This window comes from Gangjinia marincola, assembly GCF_039523415.1.
In the GTDB taxonomy this organism is placed as follows: Bacteria; Bacteroidota; Bacteroidia; order Flavobacteriales; family Flavobacteriaceae; genus Gangjinia; species Gangjinia marincola.
Window position 1 is genome coordinate 80,150 of the sequence record NZ_BAAAFG010000012.1, and the last position, 15,576, is coordinate 95,725.

The window sequence follows — 15,576 nt, forward strand, 5'->3', positions numbered from 1 at the left end:
TATTTTAAAATAGATATTAGGAAGCAGGTGATGTTGACAGAACGTTCGATATCACCTGTTTCATTTTAGCACCTCTTTGCTGCACCTCTTCTTCACTCCACCCCACTTTTACTAAACAGCTTATGGTACGTGACATCCAGTGATCTGATGCACTAAAATCAATAGTGGAAAAATCCTGCATTCCATTACGTACTTCTTGGGGCAATTTACCCATGGAACGTTGATTTTTGAGATGATCCCATTTTTTATAATAATGCCAGTTATTGTCAAACCAGTAAAAGCATGCGTCTATACCTGCACGACCTAGTTGCGTATGAACACGTTTAGCAGTTTCTTGATCGGGTAAGAAAAAATTTAAGAAGGCACCACTTTCAACTCCATGATCCGGTACACGTCTAAAGGTGACCTCTTCAATTGAAGATAATGTTTCTCTAAGAATGGAATAGTGTTCCCGTTGTTTTGCTAGAACATGATCAAATTTTGTAAGCTGACCTAATCCTACCGCAGCATTAAGTTCAGAAATACGGTAATTATAACCTAAGAAGGGATGCTGTTCTGCTCCTCGATCAGATCCTATATGATCATGACCATGATCCTGAAATTGATCTGCATTGGTGGCATATTTGTGATTATTGGTGATCATTGCACCACCTTCACCACAGGTAATGGTTTTGACATAATCAAAAGAGAAACAACCCAGATCACCATAGGTTCCTAAATAGTTATCGTCATATGTTCCACCAATAGCCTGGCACGCGTCTTCAAGAAGAAGTAAATCATGCTGATCACAAATTTCTTTTAACGATTTAAGATCTGCCATTGATCCACACATGTGTACCGGCATCACAACTTTTGTTTTAGGTGTAATTGCTTTTTTTACTGCTTCAGGAGATAAACATAACGTATCATCAATATCGCACAAGATGGGAACAGCGCCTAGTGCAATAATGGATTCAAAACTTGCGACAAAAGTAAAGGTGGGGATAATCACTTCATCACCGGCTCCTATTCCGGCACTAGCTAATGCAACTGTGAGAGCAGATGTTCCGCTTGACGTGAGCTGGCAGTGGTTTACCTTCATTTTTTCGGCGAAAGCCAATTCAAACTCCTTCGCTTTATGGTGTCCATTACGCATTGCATCAAAGCCGTAGCGCATTAAAACACCATTTTCTAAGACGTCGTTTATGTGATTGCGTTCTTCTTCTCCAAAAACTTCAAATCCAGGCATACTATAATTCTGTAATTGTTTCAGATAAAGGTCTTCTAACCTTTTCCATCTCTGCAAAGATATCATCTTTAGCACGATAACCTATGGGCATAACAAGAACAGACTGTAAGTTTTTACTTTTTAGTGCTAGTGCTTGATCATATGCTACCGGAGAAAAACCTTCCATAGGGCAGGCATCAATATGCTCTAAAGCACAAACAGTCAAAAGATTGCCCATAGCCAAATAAGCCTGGTTAATGCTCCACTGCTTGATTTGTTCACGCTCTTTAGCCTTAAAATCGTCAATCAGAAAATTTTTAAATGGATCTAATATAGTATCTGGAGTATTTCTAATTCGCTGTACTCGTTTGAAGTACTCCTTGATATAATTTTCATTAATTTCTTTCTCTATACAAAAGACCAATACATGTGAAGCCTGAGCCACTTGCTGTTGCCCCATACTGTGTTCCACTAATTCCTGCTGAAGATTCTTATCTTTGATCACAACCAATTGCAAAGGTTGTAGCCCATATGAAGTAGCCGTAAGATTAAATGCTTTTTTTAGGGTCGTTAATTTATCTTCCGGAAGCTGCTTAGATGCATCGAATTTCTTTGTCGCATACCGCCATGAAAGAGCAGAAATAGAATCCATAAACTTATCGTTTTAAAGGTTATGCAAATATAGCTTTTGAGAGTGACCTTTAGCCACTACCTTACAGGCTTTAAAGAAATATTAGATATTGTATATGAGTGACGTAAAACAACGAATAGAAAATGCCAGGACCAGTTTATTTAAAGCCGTGTTTCCTAATACGACTAATCATTACGATACGTTGTTTGGTGGTACCGCGCTGCACATGATGGATGAGGTATCATTTATATGTGCTACGCGATTTAGTCGAAAAAAGGTAGTAACAGTATCTACCGATAAAATTGATTTTAAAAAAGCTATTCCTGAAGGAACAATTATCGAATTAATCGCTCAAGTGATTGATGTTGGAAACACCAGTTGTGTGGTCCAGGTAGATATCTTTAAAGAGGATATGTACAGTCATCATCGGGAAAAAGCAGTATCAGGGAAGTTTACCTTTGTAGCCATAGACGATGAAAAAAAGGCCATATCCATTCTTTAAGGTATTATAGCTCAATAGCCGTACTATTTTTGAGTTCATTAATTACAAAAGAACTTTGGGTACTTCCAATATGGGCAATTGCGGTTAGTTTAGTCACCATAAATTCCCGATAGGCAGCCATATTCTCAACGTAAATTTTTATAATATAGTCATATTCTCCACTAATGTGATAGCACGATAAAACTTCTTTGAGCCGTAGAATTTCCTTTTCAAATAGCTTAATGTGTTGTTCACTATGTTGGATGAGTTTTATTTGGCAGAAAGCGATAAATGCGCGCGAAACTTTTTCAGGATCAATTAAGGCTGCATAGTTCCTTATAACTCCGTTGCGTTCTAATTTCTTAATCCGTTCGTATACAGCAGTTATAGATAGATTGAGCTTATTCGCCAACGCTTTGTTGGTTTGTTTACTGTCGTGCTGGAGTAGACCTAGCAACTGGTGATCTATAGCGTCTAAACGTATCATTTCCTGTAACTGAAAATTATTCTACAAAAATAGTTGATTACCTTTAGATTTAGATGAATAAATTAATATTTCGCTTTTTGATAGCTAAAATATCTAATATTTAAACTAAGGGTTGATTTATATTCTAATTGAGACTAATTTTAAAATAAAAACAATGAGTTTCAAACCCGCAAATGCCATTCAGGATTTACAATACTTTGGCGAATTTGGAGGCGTAAACCCCTCTATTTCAGATTCATCTACCTATACTTTTCTTTCAGCAAAAACCATGTTTGATACCTTTGAGGGTAATGCTGAAGGTTGTTATTTGTATTCAAGACATTCATCTCCGTCAAATTTATATTTAGGAGAGGCACTAGCCGCAATGGCAGGAACCGAGACTGCAAACGTTTGTGCAAGCGGTATGGGAGCAATTACCGCTACATTAATGCAACTTTGTAAGAGCGATGAGCATATTGTATGTAGCAGAACGATTTACGGGGGTACCTATGCATTTTTAAAGAATTTCACTCCGCGGTATAATATCGCTACATCCTTTGTACACATCACTAATTTAAGTGAGGTAGAAGCTGCAATTACCCCTTCAACAAAGGTATTGTATTGCGAGGTAGTAAGTAATCCGCTACTAGAGGTCGCAGATATAAATGCACTATCCCAGTTGGCAAAAAAGCATAACCTCACACTAGTTGTTGATAATACGTTTTCACCCTTGTCCATTACTCCGGCAAAATTAGGAGCAGATGTTATCATACATTCGCTCACTAAATTTATCAATGGTAGTAGCGATACAGTGGGAGGGGTAATCTGTTCAACTCAGGAGTTTATCAATAGTTTACGTGATGTAAATGACGGCGCAAGCATGCTATTGGGAGCTACTATGGACAGTTTGAGAGCAGCTTCTATCTTAAAGAACTTACGCACCCTACATATAAGAATTAAGCAACATAGCCATAATGCACTTTTTTTAGCTCAAAAATTTGAACAAGATGGTTTAAAAGCTGTGTATCCGGGTCTTAAATCTCATCCCGGTCACATCGCATTTAAAGAAATGATGAATCCTGCCTACGGTTTTGGGGGATTATTAACCTTGGACGTGGGATCGTTAGAAAAAGCCAATGAGCTCATGGAACTTTTTCAGGAAAAAAATCTGGGATATCTGGCGGTAAGCTTAGGTTTTTATAAAACGCTATTTAGTGCACCGGGCAGTTCAACATCAAGTGAAATTCCGCTAGAGGAGCAAACGGCAATGGGATTGAGCGACGGGCTGATACGGTTTTCTATTGGTCTTGATGAAGATATTGAACGTACCTATGTTATGATGAGAGATTGTATGAAACAAGTCGGTATTCTTTAGAAACACGTAAAGTTTACCAAACAAAAAACCCGTAAGCGATAAGCTTACGGGTTTTTGTCTAAGTAGAAAATACTATTTCTTTTCAATCAGTTGCTCTATTCTCGCTAAACGCGCTTCAAGCTCTTTAATTTTAGCTTCTTTTGCTTTATTATCAGCATTTAACTCTGTAATGTAGATAAAAAGTTCTTCAATCTTTTCAAGGTTTGTAATAGAAACTTCACCCAAATCGATTGTCATATCGTTAGCTTCAATTTCATTGTATGATTTCACACCTGGTAGGTGGCCATTTTCTTTTACAAAGGCTTCAGCATCTTCTAAGGATGTAAAACGATAGGTAGGATTTATCGTTGAAGATTTTGTAAAATACTCTTCAAATACATAATCAGGGTATGTGTTAGTAGGAGTAGAAAATCCATTTTCTGCAAACACATCACCTTCAACAGTTAAGGTCGCTACAAGATCATTCACATCTCTGTTAATACCAACTCTTCTGTCATCAAAATCTCCACCAATTAAAGGAAATAACGTTAAGTTCTGTGGGTTATCAATATATAATTTTGCATTGGGACTGCTAAAGTTAGCTCCGGTTACGTTTCCAATAGCAATGTTTCGCTGTCTTGCAGCTCCAAAGGATTGTAGAGCACCATTACCAATTGCGACATTATTCACGCTAGTTCCAACATTGAACATAGCACCATCTCCTATAGCAATATCATTCAAATGCTCATTGCCCGTACCTGATCCGTTAGACAAAGCCTCTGGACCTATAGCAACATTATTTTCAGAAGATGTTGAGGCACGTCTCATTGCCCCTCGCCCTACTGCCACGTTTTCAGACCCATCTGTAATCGATCTTCCGGTATTTGTACCGATAAATGTGTTTAATCTTGGCGTTGTAGGATCTTCATTAGCTCCTGAATTTTCACCTATATAAAGCGATCCACCAACATTTTGAGGGACTAGTTGTCCTCTTGTGGTAAGCAATAATCTTGATGTGTTATTTGTTCTAAATGCTAAATTTTGGTTATCTGTAGTTCCCAGGAAATTAGTTCCCGGAGTAGTTCCTGCATTTCCTGTCAATAACCAGGCATCGCCGGTTGAACCACCACCTCCGCTTCCAAGGGCAACCCAATCTGTGGTTGCATTATCCCAAAAATAAAATCCCGGAGCATCTGCACCTACGGTTGTAGTTAAATAAACCACCATTGAATTTTGATCTGCACCAGGGTTAGTTGCCGGGAATGCATCAATTCTCGGGACTAAAAGTCCATCAGTGTCTGCAGGTGATGCTTGATTAGAAGCGACCACATCTAACTGAGCCTGTGGATCAGATGTATTGATTCCAACCTGTGCAGTTGAAATAGTAGACGTGAGTAGGGCGCCTGCGAGTAAAGTAAAATAGTAATTTTTAATTCTCATAACCATAGTATTTAATACGTTCACATTAGAATCTTGGGTGATTACAAATGTTAATTTACGTTCAGCTAGCAAAATAAAGAAAAAAAAAGGGGAAACTCAGACTATAAACCATTAAATATTACCTAAACTCCCTAAATATGTTAACATTTGCAGATAAATTGACATTGTTGTAACATTACGCCAACATATAAAGTGGTTTAATTTAATACTGCTCAATTCCTAATGATCACAAACAACCAATGAATAGTCAATCACAAGATCCTAAAAACGAACAAATTGTAGAGAATAACGAACTTAATATAGGGGAGGCCTTAATCCCTGTGATTGCATTGGTGGGTATGCTGGCATTTAACGTATTTGTATTTGGCGATGATGCCCTTAGTGGTTCGAATCAATTTGTACTTTTACTGGGAGCAGCCGTGGCGGCCATTGTGGGACATTTTAACAAGGTGCATTACACCACGATGGTAGAAGAGGTAGCCCAAAACCTCAAGTCAACTACAGGGGCGATTTTAATTCTTCTTATGGTAGGAGCACTGGCAGGAACTTGGTTGATCAGTGGTATTATACCTACGATGATTTACTATGGGTTACAAATCCTAAGCCCTACCATTTTTCTGGCAGCAAGTGTAATTATTTGTGCCGTAATTTCTGTGGCGACAGGAAGTAGCTGGACGACCTCGGCCACAGTGGGGATTGCCTTAATTGGTATTGCTGAAGCCCTTGGAATCTCCACCGGCATGACTGCAGGAGCTATTTTATCTGGTGCATACTTTGGTGATAAGCTATCTCCATTAAGTGATACAACAAATCTTGCCCCTGCAATGGCAGGTACAGATTTATTCACGCACATTCGATATATGACGTTAACCACTGTGCCTACCATTGTCGTCACTCTTATTGCCTTTATCATCATTGGATTTACGCTTACACCTTCAGGCACGACAGACACCCAAGAAATTCTTACCTCAATCGACAATTCCTTTAGGATTACGGGGTGGTTATTTATAGTACCGGTTTTAGTTATTTTCCTTATCGTGAGAAAGACTCCCCCGCTTATTGCCCTATTAATAGGAACGCTGTTAGGTGCCATCGCTGCGCTCATTTTTCAGCCTGAAATCGTCTTGCTTATATCTGGCGAGCAAGCTCCTTCCTTTACGTCATATTACAAAGGAATCATGAATGCGATCACGGTAGATACAGCAATCCCTACTGAAAATGAATTGCTAAGCGATTTATTTTCTGCAGGAGGAATGAAGGGGATGCTAGGTACAATTTGGTTGATTATATGTGCAATGGTGTTTGGCGGAGTCATGGATGCCATTGGCGCATTGGCAACGATCAGTAGAAGTTTATTACGCCTGTTTGATACTGTTTTTGGATTGTTTGCCAGTACGGTGATCAGCTGTTTAGCCATTAATATTACGGCCAGCGATCAATATTTGGCTATTGTTGTCCCGGGAAAAATGTTTAGCAAAGCCTATAAAGATAAGGGTCTTGCGCCCGAAAATTTATCGCGAACCCTGGAAGATTCGGGTACGGTTACTTCAGTTTTAGTACCGTGGAATACCTGTGGAGCCTATCAAAGTGGTGTACTGAATGTATCGGTAGCAGATTATTTCTTTTATGCTATATTTAATTGGTTGAGTCCGTTTATGACATTGATATTTGCCGCCTTTAGCATTAAAATAAAACAATTGTCTCAGTCCACAGCTGAAGCATAGTAAATAGGGAATAGGCAGTAGGTAGTCCTTAAGAGATAGCATTATAACGTTTACTAAAACAAGGAATAAACATAACATGAAATTAGACATTCTCGCGTTTGGCGCACATCCTGATGATATTGAGCTTTCTTGTGCGGGTACATTGGCAAAAGAAATTGACAGCGGTAAATCTGCCGGAATCATCGATTTGACTCAGGGAGAACTGGGAACCCGCGGAAATAAAGAAATTCGCCGAAAAGAAGCTAAAGCTGCCGCTGACATTTTAAAGATCAGTATTCGGGAGAATTTGAAATTTCGGGATGGTTTTTTTACGAATGACGAAGCTCACCAGTTGGAAATCATTAAAAAACTGCGTCAATATCAGCCGGATATTGTGCTGTGTAATGCCATCGAAGATCGCCATATTGATCATAGAAAAGGCAGTAGTCTGGTAAGTGATGCATGCTTTTTAAGTGGATTGCGAAAAATTGAAACTCAATTCAATGGAGAAGAACAAAAGGCGTGGCGACCAAAAGTAGTCTATCATTATATCCAGTGGAAGGATATAACACCAGATGTTGTGATTGATATTTCGGGATTTATGAAAACAAAATTAGCAGCGGTTAAGGCCTATCGCTCTCAGTTTTACGATCCAGATAGCAATGAACCTGTTACGCCTATCGCCAGTGCAAATTTTTTAGATAGCATTACCTATCGTGCACAAAACTTAGGACGATTAATAGGCGTAGACCATGCCGAAGGATTTACAGCAGAGCGCCATATTGCGGCATCGTCATTATTTGATCTTATCTAAATAATTTATTTTTTTAGAACTAAGCAAAGTATTATCTTTGCAGCCGCTTTAATTATTAAAGTAAAATGGTGGTTGTAGCTCAGTTGGTTAGAGCGCCTGATTGTGGTTCAGGAGGTCGTCGGTTCGAGACCGATCTTCCACCCCTATTTAGAGCTTCGTTGTAATGACGGAGCTTTTTTTGTGTTGTAATTTTAAAATTAACCTGTCAAATCCTGACGCTTCGAAATGCCTCGTACGTAAGCGATGCGGGGAGACCGACTTGCCTTGCCGTAGCTTTAGCGAAGGCAGGTCTTCCACCCTTATTTAAAGCTTCGTTGTAATGACGGAGCTTTTTTTGTGTTGTAATTTTAAAATTAACCTGTCGAATCCCGACGCTTCGAAATGCCTCGTACGTAAGCGATGCGGGGAGACCGACTTGCCTTGCCGTAGCTTTAGCGAAGGCAGGTCTTCCACCCCTAGTAAAAGCTTCGTTGTAATGGCGGAGCTTTTTTTTGTTGTAATTTTAAAATTAACCTGTCGAATCCCAACGCTTCGAAATTCCTCGTACGTAAGCGATGCGGGGGAGACCGACTTGCCTTGCCGTAGCTTTAGCGAAGGCGGGTCTTCCACCCCTAGTAAAAGCCTTGTTTTCACAACAGGGCTTTTTTTATGTTTGGTTTTAATCTTTTAAAGAAAATTAACTTCTCTAACCTCAAACCTCAAACCTCAAACCTCAAACCTCAAACCTCAAACCTCAAACCTCAAACCTCAAACCTCAAACCTCAAACAGTCTAATCGTCTAACAGTCTAACGATCTAACAGTCCAACAGTCTAACAGTCTAACAGTCTAACAGTCTAACGGTCTAACAGTCTAACGGTCTAACAGTCTAATGGTCTAGCAGTCTAAGAGTCTAACGATCTAACAATCCAACAGTCTAACCCATCTAACTCATCTAACCATCTAATCCACTACCTTTGTGTTTTTATGAAAAAAGTAATTGTCATAGGGGGAGGAGCAGCCGGTTTTTTTGCTGCCATCAACGCGAAGGAAATGAATCCTTCCCTGGATATTAGTATCCTGGAAAAGAGAAAAGAAGTTCTTCAAAAAGTAAAAATTAGTGGCGGCGGACGCTGTAACGTAACCCACGCCTGCTTTGATCCCAAAGCCTTAAGCGAGTTTTATCCCCGTGGGCAAAAAGAGTTGTTGGGTCCTTTTCATCAGTTTATGACGGGAGATACCTTTGCCTGGTTTGAAGCCAACGAAATTGAGCTAAAAATAGAAGCCGATAACCGCGTCTTTCCTACCTCAAACTCTTCGCAAACCATTATCGATTGTTTTTTAGATAAAACGAAAGAACTTAACATTGAGGTGCACAAAGGCTGCGGAGTAAACTATATTGAGCCTCAAGAGGATCAATGGATTGTTCATACAAAAGACAAAGACTATACCTGCGACGCAGTCGTCATGGCGGCAGGGAGCAGTAAAAAAACCTGGGAATTGGCTCAAACGCTTGGGCATAGCATTGTTACACCTGTTCCCTCCTTATTTACTTTCAATATTAAAGACGATCGTATTGCCTTGCTTCCCGGGTTGTCTGTTCCTAATGCCCATGTAAACTTAATGGATACTACCTTGGAAGCTTCCGGTCCATTGCTGATTACCCATTGGGGGCTGAGTGGTCCCGCCGTATTGAAATTATCTGCCTTTGGAGCCCGGATATTGGCCGAAAAGAAGTATTCCTACACGGTACAGGTCAATTGGTTATCGCTTCCATTAGAAAACGTGAAAAATACATTGCTTGAACTACGAAAGGCTGAAGCAAAAAAACAGCTTATCCTTCGTTCGGCATTTGCTGATCTTCCAAAACGGTTGTGGGAGCAACTCGTAAGAGCTGCTGGCATAGCACCTAACATGAACTGGGCTGATCTAAGTAATCAACACATTGAAAATTTAGCGCAGCAACTCACGCAATGTGTCTTTAAGGCACAGGGTAAAAGTACGTTTAAAGAAGAGTTTGTCACTGCCGGCGGAGTCGATCTTAAGGAGATTAATTTTAAACGCTTTGAAAGCAGATTACATAAGAATCTCTTTTTTATAGGAGAGGTTTTGGATATAGATGCGGTGACCGGGGGGTTTAACTTTCAGAATGCCTGGACCGGTGGTTATGTGGTGGCAAAAGCATTGGCGACAGATAGCAAACACAGCTAGAATATATCTTTTATAAGGAATGAAAGCTTATACAATAGCCTCAGCATATTTCTTTGTGGCCTTATTCAGATTTTTAGAAAGAGAGTTAAGCCAACTCATGTGGGTAGAAATTAGATAAGCTTCTTGCAGCCCGTGTAAGGTTTCGGTATCTAATTGGGCGTTGCCTTGTTTAATACTTTTATCCCGCGATGCAGCCAACTCTTGGTAACGCTGTTGTAAGGCTTTTTCGGCTTCTTCCGCAGAAATTTTATCGACTTCTTTTGTAACCGAATCATCTTGTAAGCAATGTTGGGCTTGCTCTAGCGTAGTCGCGATCTGTTGTACCAGCGCATTAAATTCATCAGAGGCCGGGGTAGTGGTGTGCTTCATCACAAAATTACCTATAGACGCAATAGCCGAAAGAATCGTATGGTTGAGCGTTACAAGCTCATAAATGAGTTGATACTCCTTTTGCTTCGATTCAGGATCCTGCGTCATGCGTTGAAAGGCCGCATTGAGGTTGCCTATGGCGAGAAAGGCTTCTTTTCTGGCGACATTGTATCCCGTTTTGTTGGCGCTGGGGTCTTCGTAAAAATCACGTGTGGTCAAAAGATACGATCTATTCGCATCTAGCGCCTTCTTCAGCACATCAGTGAGGTTGTTTACTTCCCAGCTGGGCAAGATAATGTAGTTGGAGACCACCGCAATGACTCCGCCTATGATGGTGTCCAGTACGCGATACTGAATCACTTCAAACGCATCAGGATTGATAAACGAATACACAAAAATGATGCTTAAGGTAATGAGCGCGGCGGCCGACTTATAATTTTGCTGCAACAAGGCGAAGGCTAAGATGAGGGAAATAAAGGCCACCGCACCGTACACGATCTCATTTTTAGTAAGCAGTACGATTCCCACGGCAATGGCGGCACCAATAAGCGTACCGATGATGCGATCCTTAGAGCGGTCTTTGGTAAGCCCGTAGCTGGGTCGCATGATGACCACAATGGTCAAAAGGATCCAGTACGTATTTTGTATGTCAAAATAATAGCCAATTCCATACGCGATCAAAATGGCGATGGTGAAACGCAGGGCATGCCGAAACATCTTATCGTCAATGCTAAAATGCTGCAGCAGGACCCCGAGTTTATATTCCTGCAGGGTCAAAAACTTACTCTTATCCTTTTGTTTGAGCGAAACCTTTTCGGCTTCTTTTACGTTAGACATGACCCGCCGTATCGCATTAATTTCTTGCAGCAGTTGCTCCTGGTAATCGTGAAGGTTTTTCAGGATCAACCCGCCTTCACGGGCTTTAGGTAAGCTAAGTGTATCCAGGTACTCGCTGATGGCGTCTTCAACCTTGGATAAGACCTCTTTGAGTGAGTCAGCTTTTGGCAAAGGATCTTTTTGAATCAATACGTCTGCAAGGCGCATCAAATGTTCCCCAAATTGGGTATTCACCTGTTTAGGTGCCTCCATAAAGTGTGGGTGTTCCTTGAAAATTCGATCCAGTTTGTCGTAATCCAGGCGTTCTGCTTCGATCAGTTCAAAAATATTGACCGAAGATAAAAACAGCAACAGGTGCTTTTGGTTGGAGCCGGACTTTCCTGAACGTTTGCGTTCTGTCAATAAAATCTCTCTCAGGGTTTCATGCTTTTCATTGATTTGATGCTGAAGACCAAGCATTTCCTTGAGCAATTCATCTCTGTTTTCACGTTCTGTCAAAAGTTTAGCACGCAGTTGAAGATATTCGCCGATGACCGAAAGGGAATCAGACAGTAGTTGATTGTGGTCTTTTTTAGGTGCCAGCTTTCTAAAGGCGTAGGATACCAGCAAGTACCAAATTCCGCCAACAGCCATTAACCCCACCTGAATCCCTATTTCTTTAGGCGTTTCCTTTTCTACCGCAAAGGCAATCACCATGGCGAGTAATCCCGAAAAGGAAACCAGGGATGCCCTAAACCCATAGACCGCAATAAACGACACCAAAAAGGAAATCAAACTCAGCGCGAGTAGGGTAAGGGAGAGGTAAGGTTTCGCAAACAGGACGATGGCCGTGACCACCATAGTGACTCCAATGCTGACTAAAATGGTAATAATTTTACGTTTGATGCTCCCCGGCACATCCCCGGCCGCATTGAGAAATGCCCCTAACACAATCGCGGGAGCGAGACTTAGCTGTCCTGCAAAATAACAGATCCCAAACGGGATGGCAATCGCCACCCCCAGTCGCAGTCCGCGATCAAAGTGGGAGCTTTTTAAAAATAATTCAATCTGTTTAGGCGTAGTATTCAAGCAGGCGTATGGTTTGCGGCAAAGGTAGTTGAATAGAATGATAGTTGATCCTAAGGAAACGTTTAAAACCTATGAATTAGACGTGAGATTACCCGGATCAGGATTTCGGTTTCCCATGGAATATTTTATGCCTGTTTATTGGAGCACCCGTTCCAAATGCCAGATTTTAGAAACGATCTGCCAGCCTTTTTCTCCGTGTACAAATCCCAGATGATCTACAAATACATTTTGATGCGCTCTGATCCTGATTTTTACGGTGGCGCATTGCGGGGATAGCCAGTCGATGAGGAGTATTTCGGCTTCCGGGGTTTGTTCTTTACTGGCAGGAGAAACGCGTTGCCCTACATCATCGCTAAAACTCTGGATGGATTCTACGAATACCTTCCCCTGATCTACGTCAAATAAACTGGAGTCTTGGTGAAATACTTGATTGAGCAAAGTGGTGTCGCAGTAATAGAGGGCATCAAAATAAGTCTGTACTGCCTTGATCAGATCAGCCGGAGTAGTGGTGTGTGGTGAAGTCATCGTAGTAATGTTTAAATGTTCAATAAAAGTAGGATCTCTATACATCTCTTATGTTTTCGCTCATTAAAATGTTGCACAGCTTAAGCTGAAGATTTTTCACATTCAAGAAAACTACGATTGATTACCTTTGTGGGTGATGGAATTGAAATACTTTAGGCTGATCAAAACAATCCGGGAAGAAGGCAGCATCGCAAACTCTGCCGGCAAACTGTTTTTGACTCAATCTGCCTTAAGTCACCAGTTGAACCAATTGGAACGACGTTTGGGCTTTAAGGTATTTCACCGCAAACGTAACACCTGGCAGTTGACTCCAGAAGGTCAAGAACTCTACAACACAGGAAATATGCTGTTCGACCAGATTGAAAAAAGCTTTAAGACCATTGAGCAGTTGCGCACAGGTTCTGTGGGGAAGATTAGCGTAGGTACAGAATGTTACAGCTTTTACCACGGCCTACCTGCTTTTATTCAAAAAATGGCGGTCCTGTATCCTGATATTGAGGTAAAGCTCAACCTGGAAGCCACGCATCATCCCAATTCAAAACTTCTCTCCAATGAAATAGACATTGCGATGGTCACCAAAAAACCAAAAAACGATAAGCTAACGAGTATCCCAGTCTATGAAGATGAACTCTTTGGCATCCTTCACAAAGAACATCCACTAAGCAAGAAGGATTTTTTAGAGGCAAGTGATTTTACAGAGGCACCTTTAATCATCCATTCGTATCCTTTAGAAACGGTAGCGGTATACAATCAATTTTTACAGCCCAATGGTATCACGCCGACAAAAATCTCTGCCATTCCCCTGACTGAGGTAGCCTTAGAAATGGTAGAGGCGAATATGGGCATTTTATGTATGCCGAAATGGGCGTTGAGTTCGTTTAAATTCTCCGGCGATCTTATTTTTAAGGGGTTAGGTCCACAAGGGCTTAAACGCACCCATTATGTGGTGGTACGAAAAGAGGACCAGCACAAAACATACCTCCAGGATTTTATCGCCACTTTTGAAGAGAACTTTTCGATGGTATAAAGCGTTTTTGGTTTTCTACTTATAGATATCGGAATAATAAATGTTGATGATTCAGCAGTGCAGCTACTGCGGAGCGGGGGAATACGTTTACCATCCTAAGATGTATGATCACAAATTTCTTTTCTTGGGAAGAATAGGGATGGATGATCTAAGTTGATTTTAGCGTTAGAACATCAACTCCTCATTAACCCAAATGAGATCACCTTACATACAAGCATTTGTTTACCTTCACCAAAAAGCAATGCTCTTCACTCATGACAGATATGACCGTACATAAACCAACTCCATTTTTACCCCAAGAAGAACTGGAAGTCTATCATCGTGAAGCAGATCTTTTAGCTACGATAAAAGGCTTAGAAGCGGGTCATTTGGTTCTTATTACAGATTTTTATCATTCCGGTTCGGTCTTACTTAAGGAAGTACAGCGCCATCTTAATACAACATTGCCCAAGAAAACCTTTAAGGAACAACGCGATTACCGTGCAGCATATCATACCTTATCCAACCGTATTATGATCGAAATTAAAGCGCACCAACTCGCCGTAAAGAAGGCTCCGGCGATCGGATGGTTTGAAAAACTATATCCTCAAACGAGTGATTTCTTGTTAACCTTTCCGCAAGTACAAGGCTTAAACAGCGCCTGGCAGTGGTACGAAAACGGGATTTCCATTCCCGTACTTCGCAATAAAATTCATCCCTACTATGGTGTTTACTTTCCCACCCGTTTTGAGCATGTAGCATTGTTTGATCAGTGGCTAAAACGCTACTCGGGGGCAAAAAAAACAGCGATCGATGTGGGTGTGGGTAGCGGAATCTTAGCATTGCAACTGGTAAAATACGGCTTTCAAAAAGTCTTTGGTACAGATACCAATCCCAATGCTATTATAGGCTTAAAAGAATCTATGGGAGAGACAAAACTCTCTCGAAAGATTGAATTGGATGTTGGGTCACTTTTTGGAAAATGGAGCAAGCCCACCGAACTTATCGTATTTAATCCTCCCTGGTTACCCGAAACACGAGAGTCCGAATACCTGGATGAAGCCATCTATTATGATAAAGCCTTGTTTCCGGCTTTTTTTAAAGCGGCCAAAGACATACTTTTGCCAGACGGCAAGCTGGTCCTGATCTTTTCTAACCTGGCACAGATCTCAGGGCTGATCAAAACGAATCCCATCGAAGAAGAGTTAGCCCAGAGCGGACGCTTTCAATTGGAACGCTGCTATAAGAAAAATGTAAAAAGAGCTTCTGAAAAAACAAAACGCGATGCTCACTGGCGAAAAACAGAAGAGGTGGAGCTATGGGTGTTGACGCATGCTTAGGTTATCAAATACAATACTATTTAAAAAGCTAGGTCTAAAAGGGGTTAAACGCACCCATTATGTGGTGGTACGAAAAGCAGACCAGCACAAAACATATATCCAGGATTTTATCGCGACCTTTGAAGAGGACTTTTCAATGATTTAAGG

Annotated in this window: 14 protein-coding genes and 1 tRNA gene; 9 read left to right on the forward strand and 6 right to left on the reverse strand. The window is 40.9% G+C overall.

Annotated elements, in window-relative coordinates; all coding sequences use genetic code 11:
- Window positions 1-16: 16 nt before the first annotated feature.
- Window positions 17-1,228, reverse strand: a complete 1,212-nt coding sequence (locus tag ABD000_RS04910; protein ID WP_343764578.1) for a DegT/DnrJ/EryC1/StrS family aminotransferase — start codon at window positions 1,226-1,228, stop codon at window positions 17-19.
- A 1-nt stretch (window position 1,229) separates the two neighbouring features.
- On the reverse strand, window positions 1,230-1,859 hold the full coding sequence (locus ABD000_RS04915) for an NAD(P)H-dependent oxidoreductase (protein WP_343764580.1): 630 nt from the start codon (window positions 1,857-1,859) through the stop codon (window positions 1,230-1,232).
- Between the two features lie 94 nt (window positions 1,860-1,953).
- Here ABD000_RS04915 and ABD000_RS04920 point away from each other — a divergent pair, with 94 nt between their 5' ends.
- Complete coding sequence (locus ABD000_RS04920; protein WP_343764581.1) at window positions 1,954-2,340, forward strand: acyl-CoA thioesterase; 387 nt, start codon at window positions 1,954-1,956, stop codon at window positions 2,338-2,340.
- 4 nt (window positions 2,341-2,344) lie between these two features.
- Here ABD000_RS04920 and ABD000_RS04925 read toward each other — a convergent pair whose 3' ends face one another.
- Window positions 2,345-2,806 (reverse strand): Lrp/AsnC family transcriptional regulator, encoded by a 462-nt coding sequence (locus tag ABD000_RS04925; RefSeq protein WP_425545349.1) that lies wholly within the window; start codon window positions 2,804-2,806, stop codon window positions 2,345-2,347.
- A 154-nt stretch (window positions 2,807-2,960) separates the two neighbouring features.
- Here ABD000_RS04925 and ABD000_RS04930 point away from each other — a divergent pair, with 154 nt between their 5' ends.
- A complete protein-coding gene (locus ABD000_RS04930) occupies window positions 2,961-4,160 on the forward strand; it encodes an aminotransferase class I/II-fold pyridoxal phosphate-dependent enzyme (protein WP_343764583.1) in 1,200 nt (399 codons plus the stop codon).
- A 72-nt stretch (window positions 4,161-4,232) separates the two neighbouring features.
- On the opposite strand, the gene ABD000_RS04935 is transcribed toward ABD000_RS04930, so the two are convergent.
- The gene (locus tag ABD000_RS04935; RefSeq protein ID WP_343764585.1) at window positions 4,233-5,579 is read right to left on the reverse strand and encodes an autotransporter outer membrane beta-barrel domain-containing protein; all 1,347 of its coding nucleotides are present in this window, start codon (window positions 5,577-5,579) and stop codon (window positions 4,233-4,235) included.
- A gap of 239 nt (window positions 5,580-5,818) precedes the next feature.
- On the opposite strand from ABD000_RS04935, the gene nhaC reads away from it, so the two are divergent.
- The 4 genes from nhaC to ABD000_RS04955 all read left to right on the forward strand — a co-directional run bounded on the left by nhaC (window position 5,819) and on the right by ABD000_RS04955 (window position 10,284).
- A complete protein-coding gene (gene nhaC, locus ABD000_RS04940) occupies window positions 5,819-7,303 on the forward strand; it encodes a Na+/H+ antiporter NhaC (protein WP_343764589.1) in 1,485 nt (494 codons plus the stop codon).
- Between the two features lie 76 nt (window positions 7,304-7,379).
- The gene (bshB1, locus tag ABD000_RS04945; protein WP_343764592.1) at window positions 7,380-8,096 is read left to right on the forward strand and encodes a bacillithiol biosynthesis deacetylase BshB1; all 717 of its coding nucleotides are present in this window, start codon (window positions 7,380-7,382) and stop codon (window positions 8,094-8,096) included.
- Between the two features lie 67 nt (window positions 8,097-8,163).
- Window positions 8,164-8,239: transfer RNA gene (locus ABD000_RS04950), tRNA-His, on the forward strand.
- 821 nt (window positions 8,240-9,060) lie between these two features.
- Entirely contained in the window at window positions 9,061-10,284 is a 1,224-nt protein-coding gene (locus ABD000_RS04955; RefSeq protein ID WP_343764594.1) for a BaiN/RdsA family NAD(P)/FAD-dependent oxidoreductase, read from the forward strand.
- 27 nt (window positions 10,285-10,311) lie between these two features.
- On the opposite strand, the gene ABD000_RS04960 is transcribed toward ABD000_RS04955, so the two are convergent.
- Window positions 10,312-12,558, reverse strand: coding sequence for an FUSC family protein (locus ABD000_RS04960; RefSeq protein ID WP_343764595.1), 2,247 nt, complete (start codon window positions 12,556-12,558; stop codon window positions 10,312-10,314).
- A gap of 135 nt (window positions 12,559-12,693) precedes the next feature.
- Window positions 12,694-13,128, reverse strand: coding sequence for a nuclear transport factor 2 family protein (locus tag ABD000_RS04965; RefSeq protein ID WP_343764597.1), 435 nt, complete (start codon window positions 13,126-13,128; stop codon window positions 12,694-12,696).
- 91 nt (window positions 13,129-13,219) lie between these two features.
- On the opposite strand from ABD000_RS04965, the gene ABD000_RS04970 reads away from it, so the two are divergent.
- From ABD000_RS04970 to ABD000_RS04980, 3 genes are all read left to right on the forward strand, one after another.
- A complete protein-coding gene (locus ABD000_RS04970; RefSeq protein ID WP_343764601.1) occupies window positions 13,220-14,110 on the forward strand; it encodes a LysR family transcriptional regulator in 891 nt (296 codons plus the stop codon).
- Between the two features lie 218 nt (window positions 14,111-14,328).
- Entirely contained in the window at window positions 14,329-15,429 is a 1,101-nt protein-coding gene (locus ABD000_RS04975) for a methyltransferase (protein WP_343764605.1), read from the forward strand.
- Window positions 15,422-15,574 carry a hypothetical protein gene (locus ABD000_RS04980; protein WP_343764608.1) on the forward strand — a complete coding sequence of 51 codons (153 nt, stop codon included), beginning with the start codon at window positions 15,422-15,424 and terminating at the stop codon, window positions 15,572-15,574. The genes ABD000_RS04975 and ABD000_RS04980 overlap by 8 nt, the downstream gene beginning before the upstream one ends.
- Window positions 15,575-15,576: the final 2 nt, after the last annotated feature.

Excerpts from the sequence above, each read along its gene's own strand:
- bshB1 (WP_343764592.1), top strand. The coding sequence starts at position 7,380 with ATGAAATTAGACATTCTCGCGTTTGGCGCACATCCTGATGATATTGAG.
- nhaC (WP_343764589.1), top strand. The coding sequence starts at position 5,819 with ATGAATAGTCAATCACAAGATCCTAAAAACGAACAAATTGTAGAGAAT.
- ABD000_RS04920 (WP_343764581.1), top strand. The coding sequence starts at position 1,954 with ATGAGTGACGTAAAACAACGAATAGAAAATGCCAGGACCAGTTTATTT.
- ABD000_RS04930 (WP_343764583.1), top strand. The coding sequence starts at position 2,961 with ATGAGTTTCAAACCCGCAAATGCCATTCAGGATTTACAATACTTTGGC.
- ABD000_RS04970 (WP_343764601.1), top strand. The coding sequence starts at position 13,220 with ATGGAATTGAAATACTTTAGGCTGATCAAAACAATCCGGGAAGAAGGC.
- ABD000_RS04980 (WP_343764608.1), top strand. The coding sequence starts at position 15,422 with ATGCTTAGGTTATCAAATACAATACTATTTAAAAAGCTAGGTCTAAAA.
- ABD000_RS04955 (WP_343764594.1), top strand. The coding sequence starts at position 9,061 with ATGAAAAAAGTAATTGTCATAGGGGGAGGAGCAGCCGGTTTTTTTGCT.
- ABD000_RS04925 (WP_425545349.1), bottom strand. The coding sequence starts at position 2,806 with ATGATACGTTTAGACGCTATAGATCACCAGTTGCTAGGTCTACTCCAG.
- ABD000_RS04910 (WP_343764578.1), bottom strand. The coding sequence starts at position 1,228 with ATGCCTGGATTTGAAGTTTTTGGAGAAGAAGAACGCAATCACATAAAC.
- ABD000_RS04935 (WP_343764585.1), bottom strand. The coding sequence starts at position 5,579 with ATGAGAATTAAAAATTACTATTTTACTTTACTCGCAGGCGCCCTACTC.
- ABD000_RS04915 (WP_343764580.1), bottom strand. The coding sequence starts at position 1,859 with ATGGATTCTATTTCTGCTCTTTCATGGCGGTATGCGACAAAGAAATTC.
- ABD000_RS04965 (WP_343764597.1), bottom strand. The coding sequence starts at position 13,128 with ATGTATAGAGATCCTACTTTTATTGAACATTTAAACATTACTACGATG.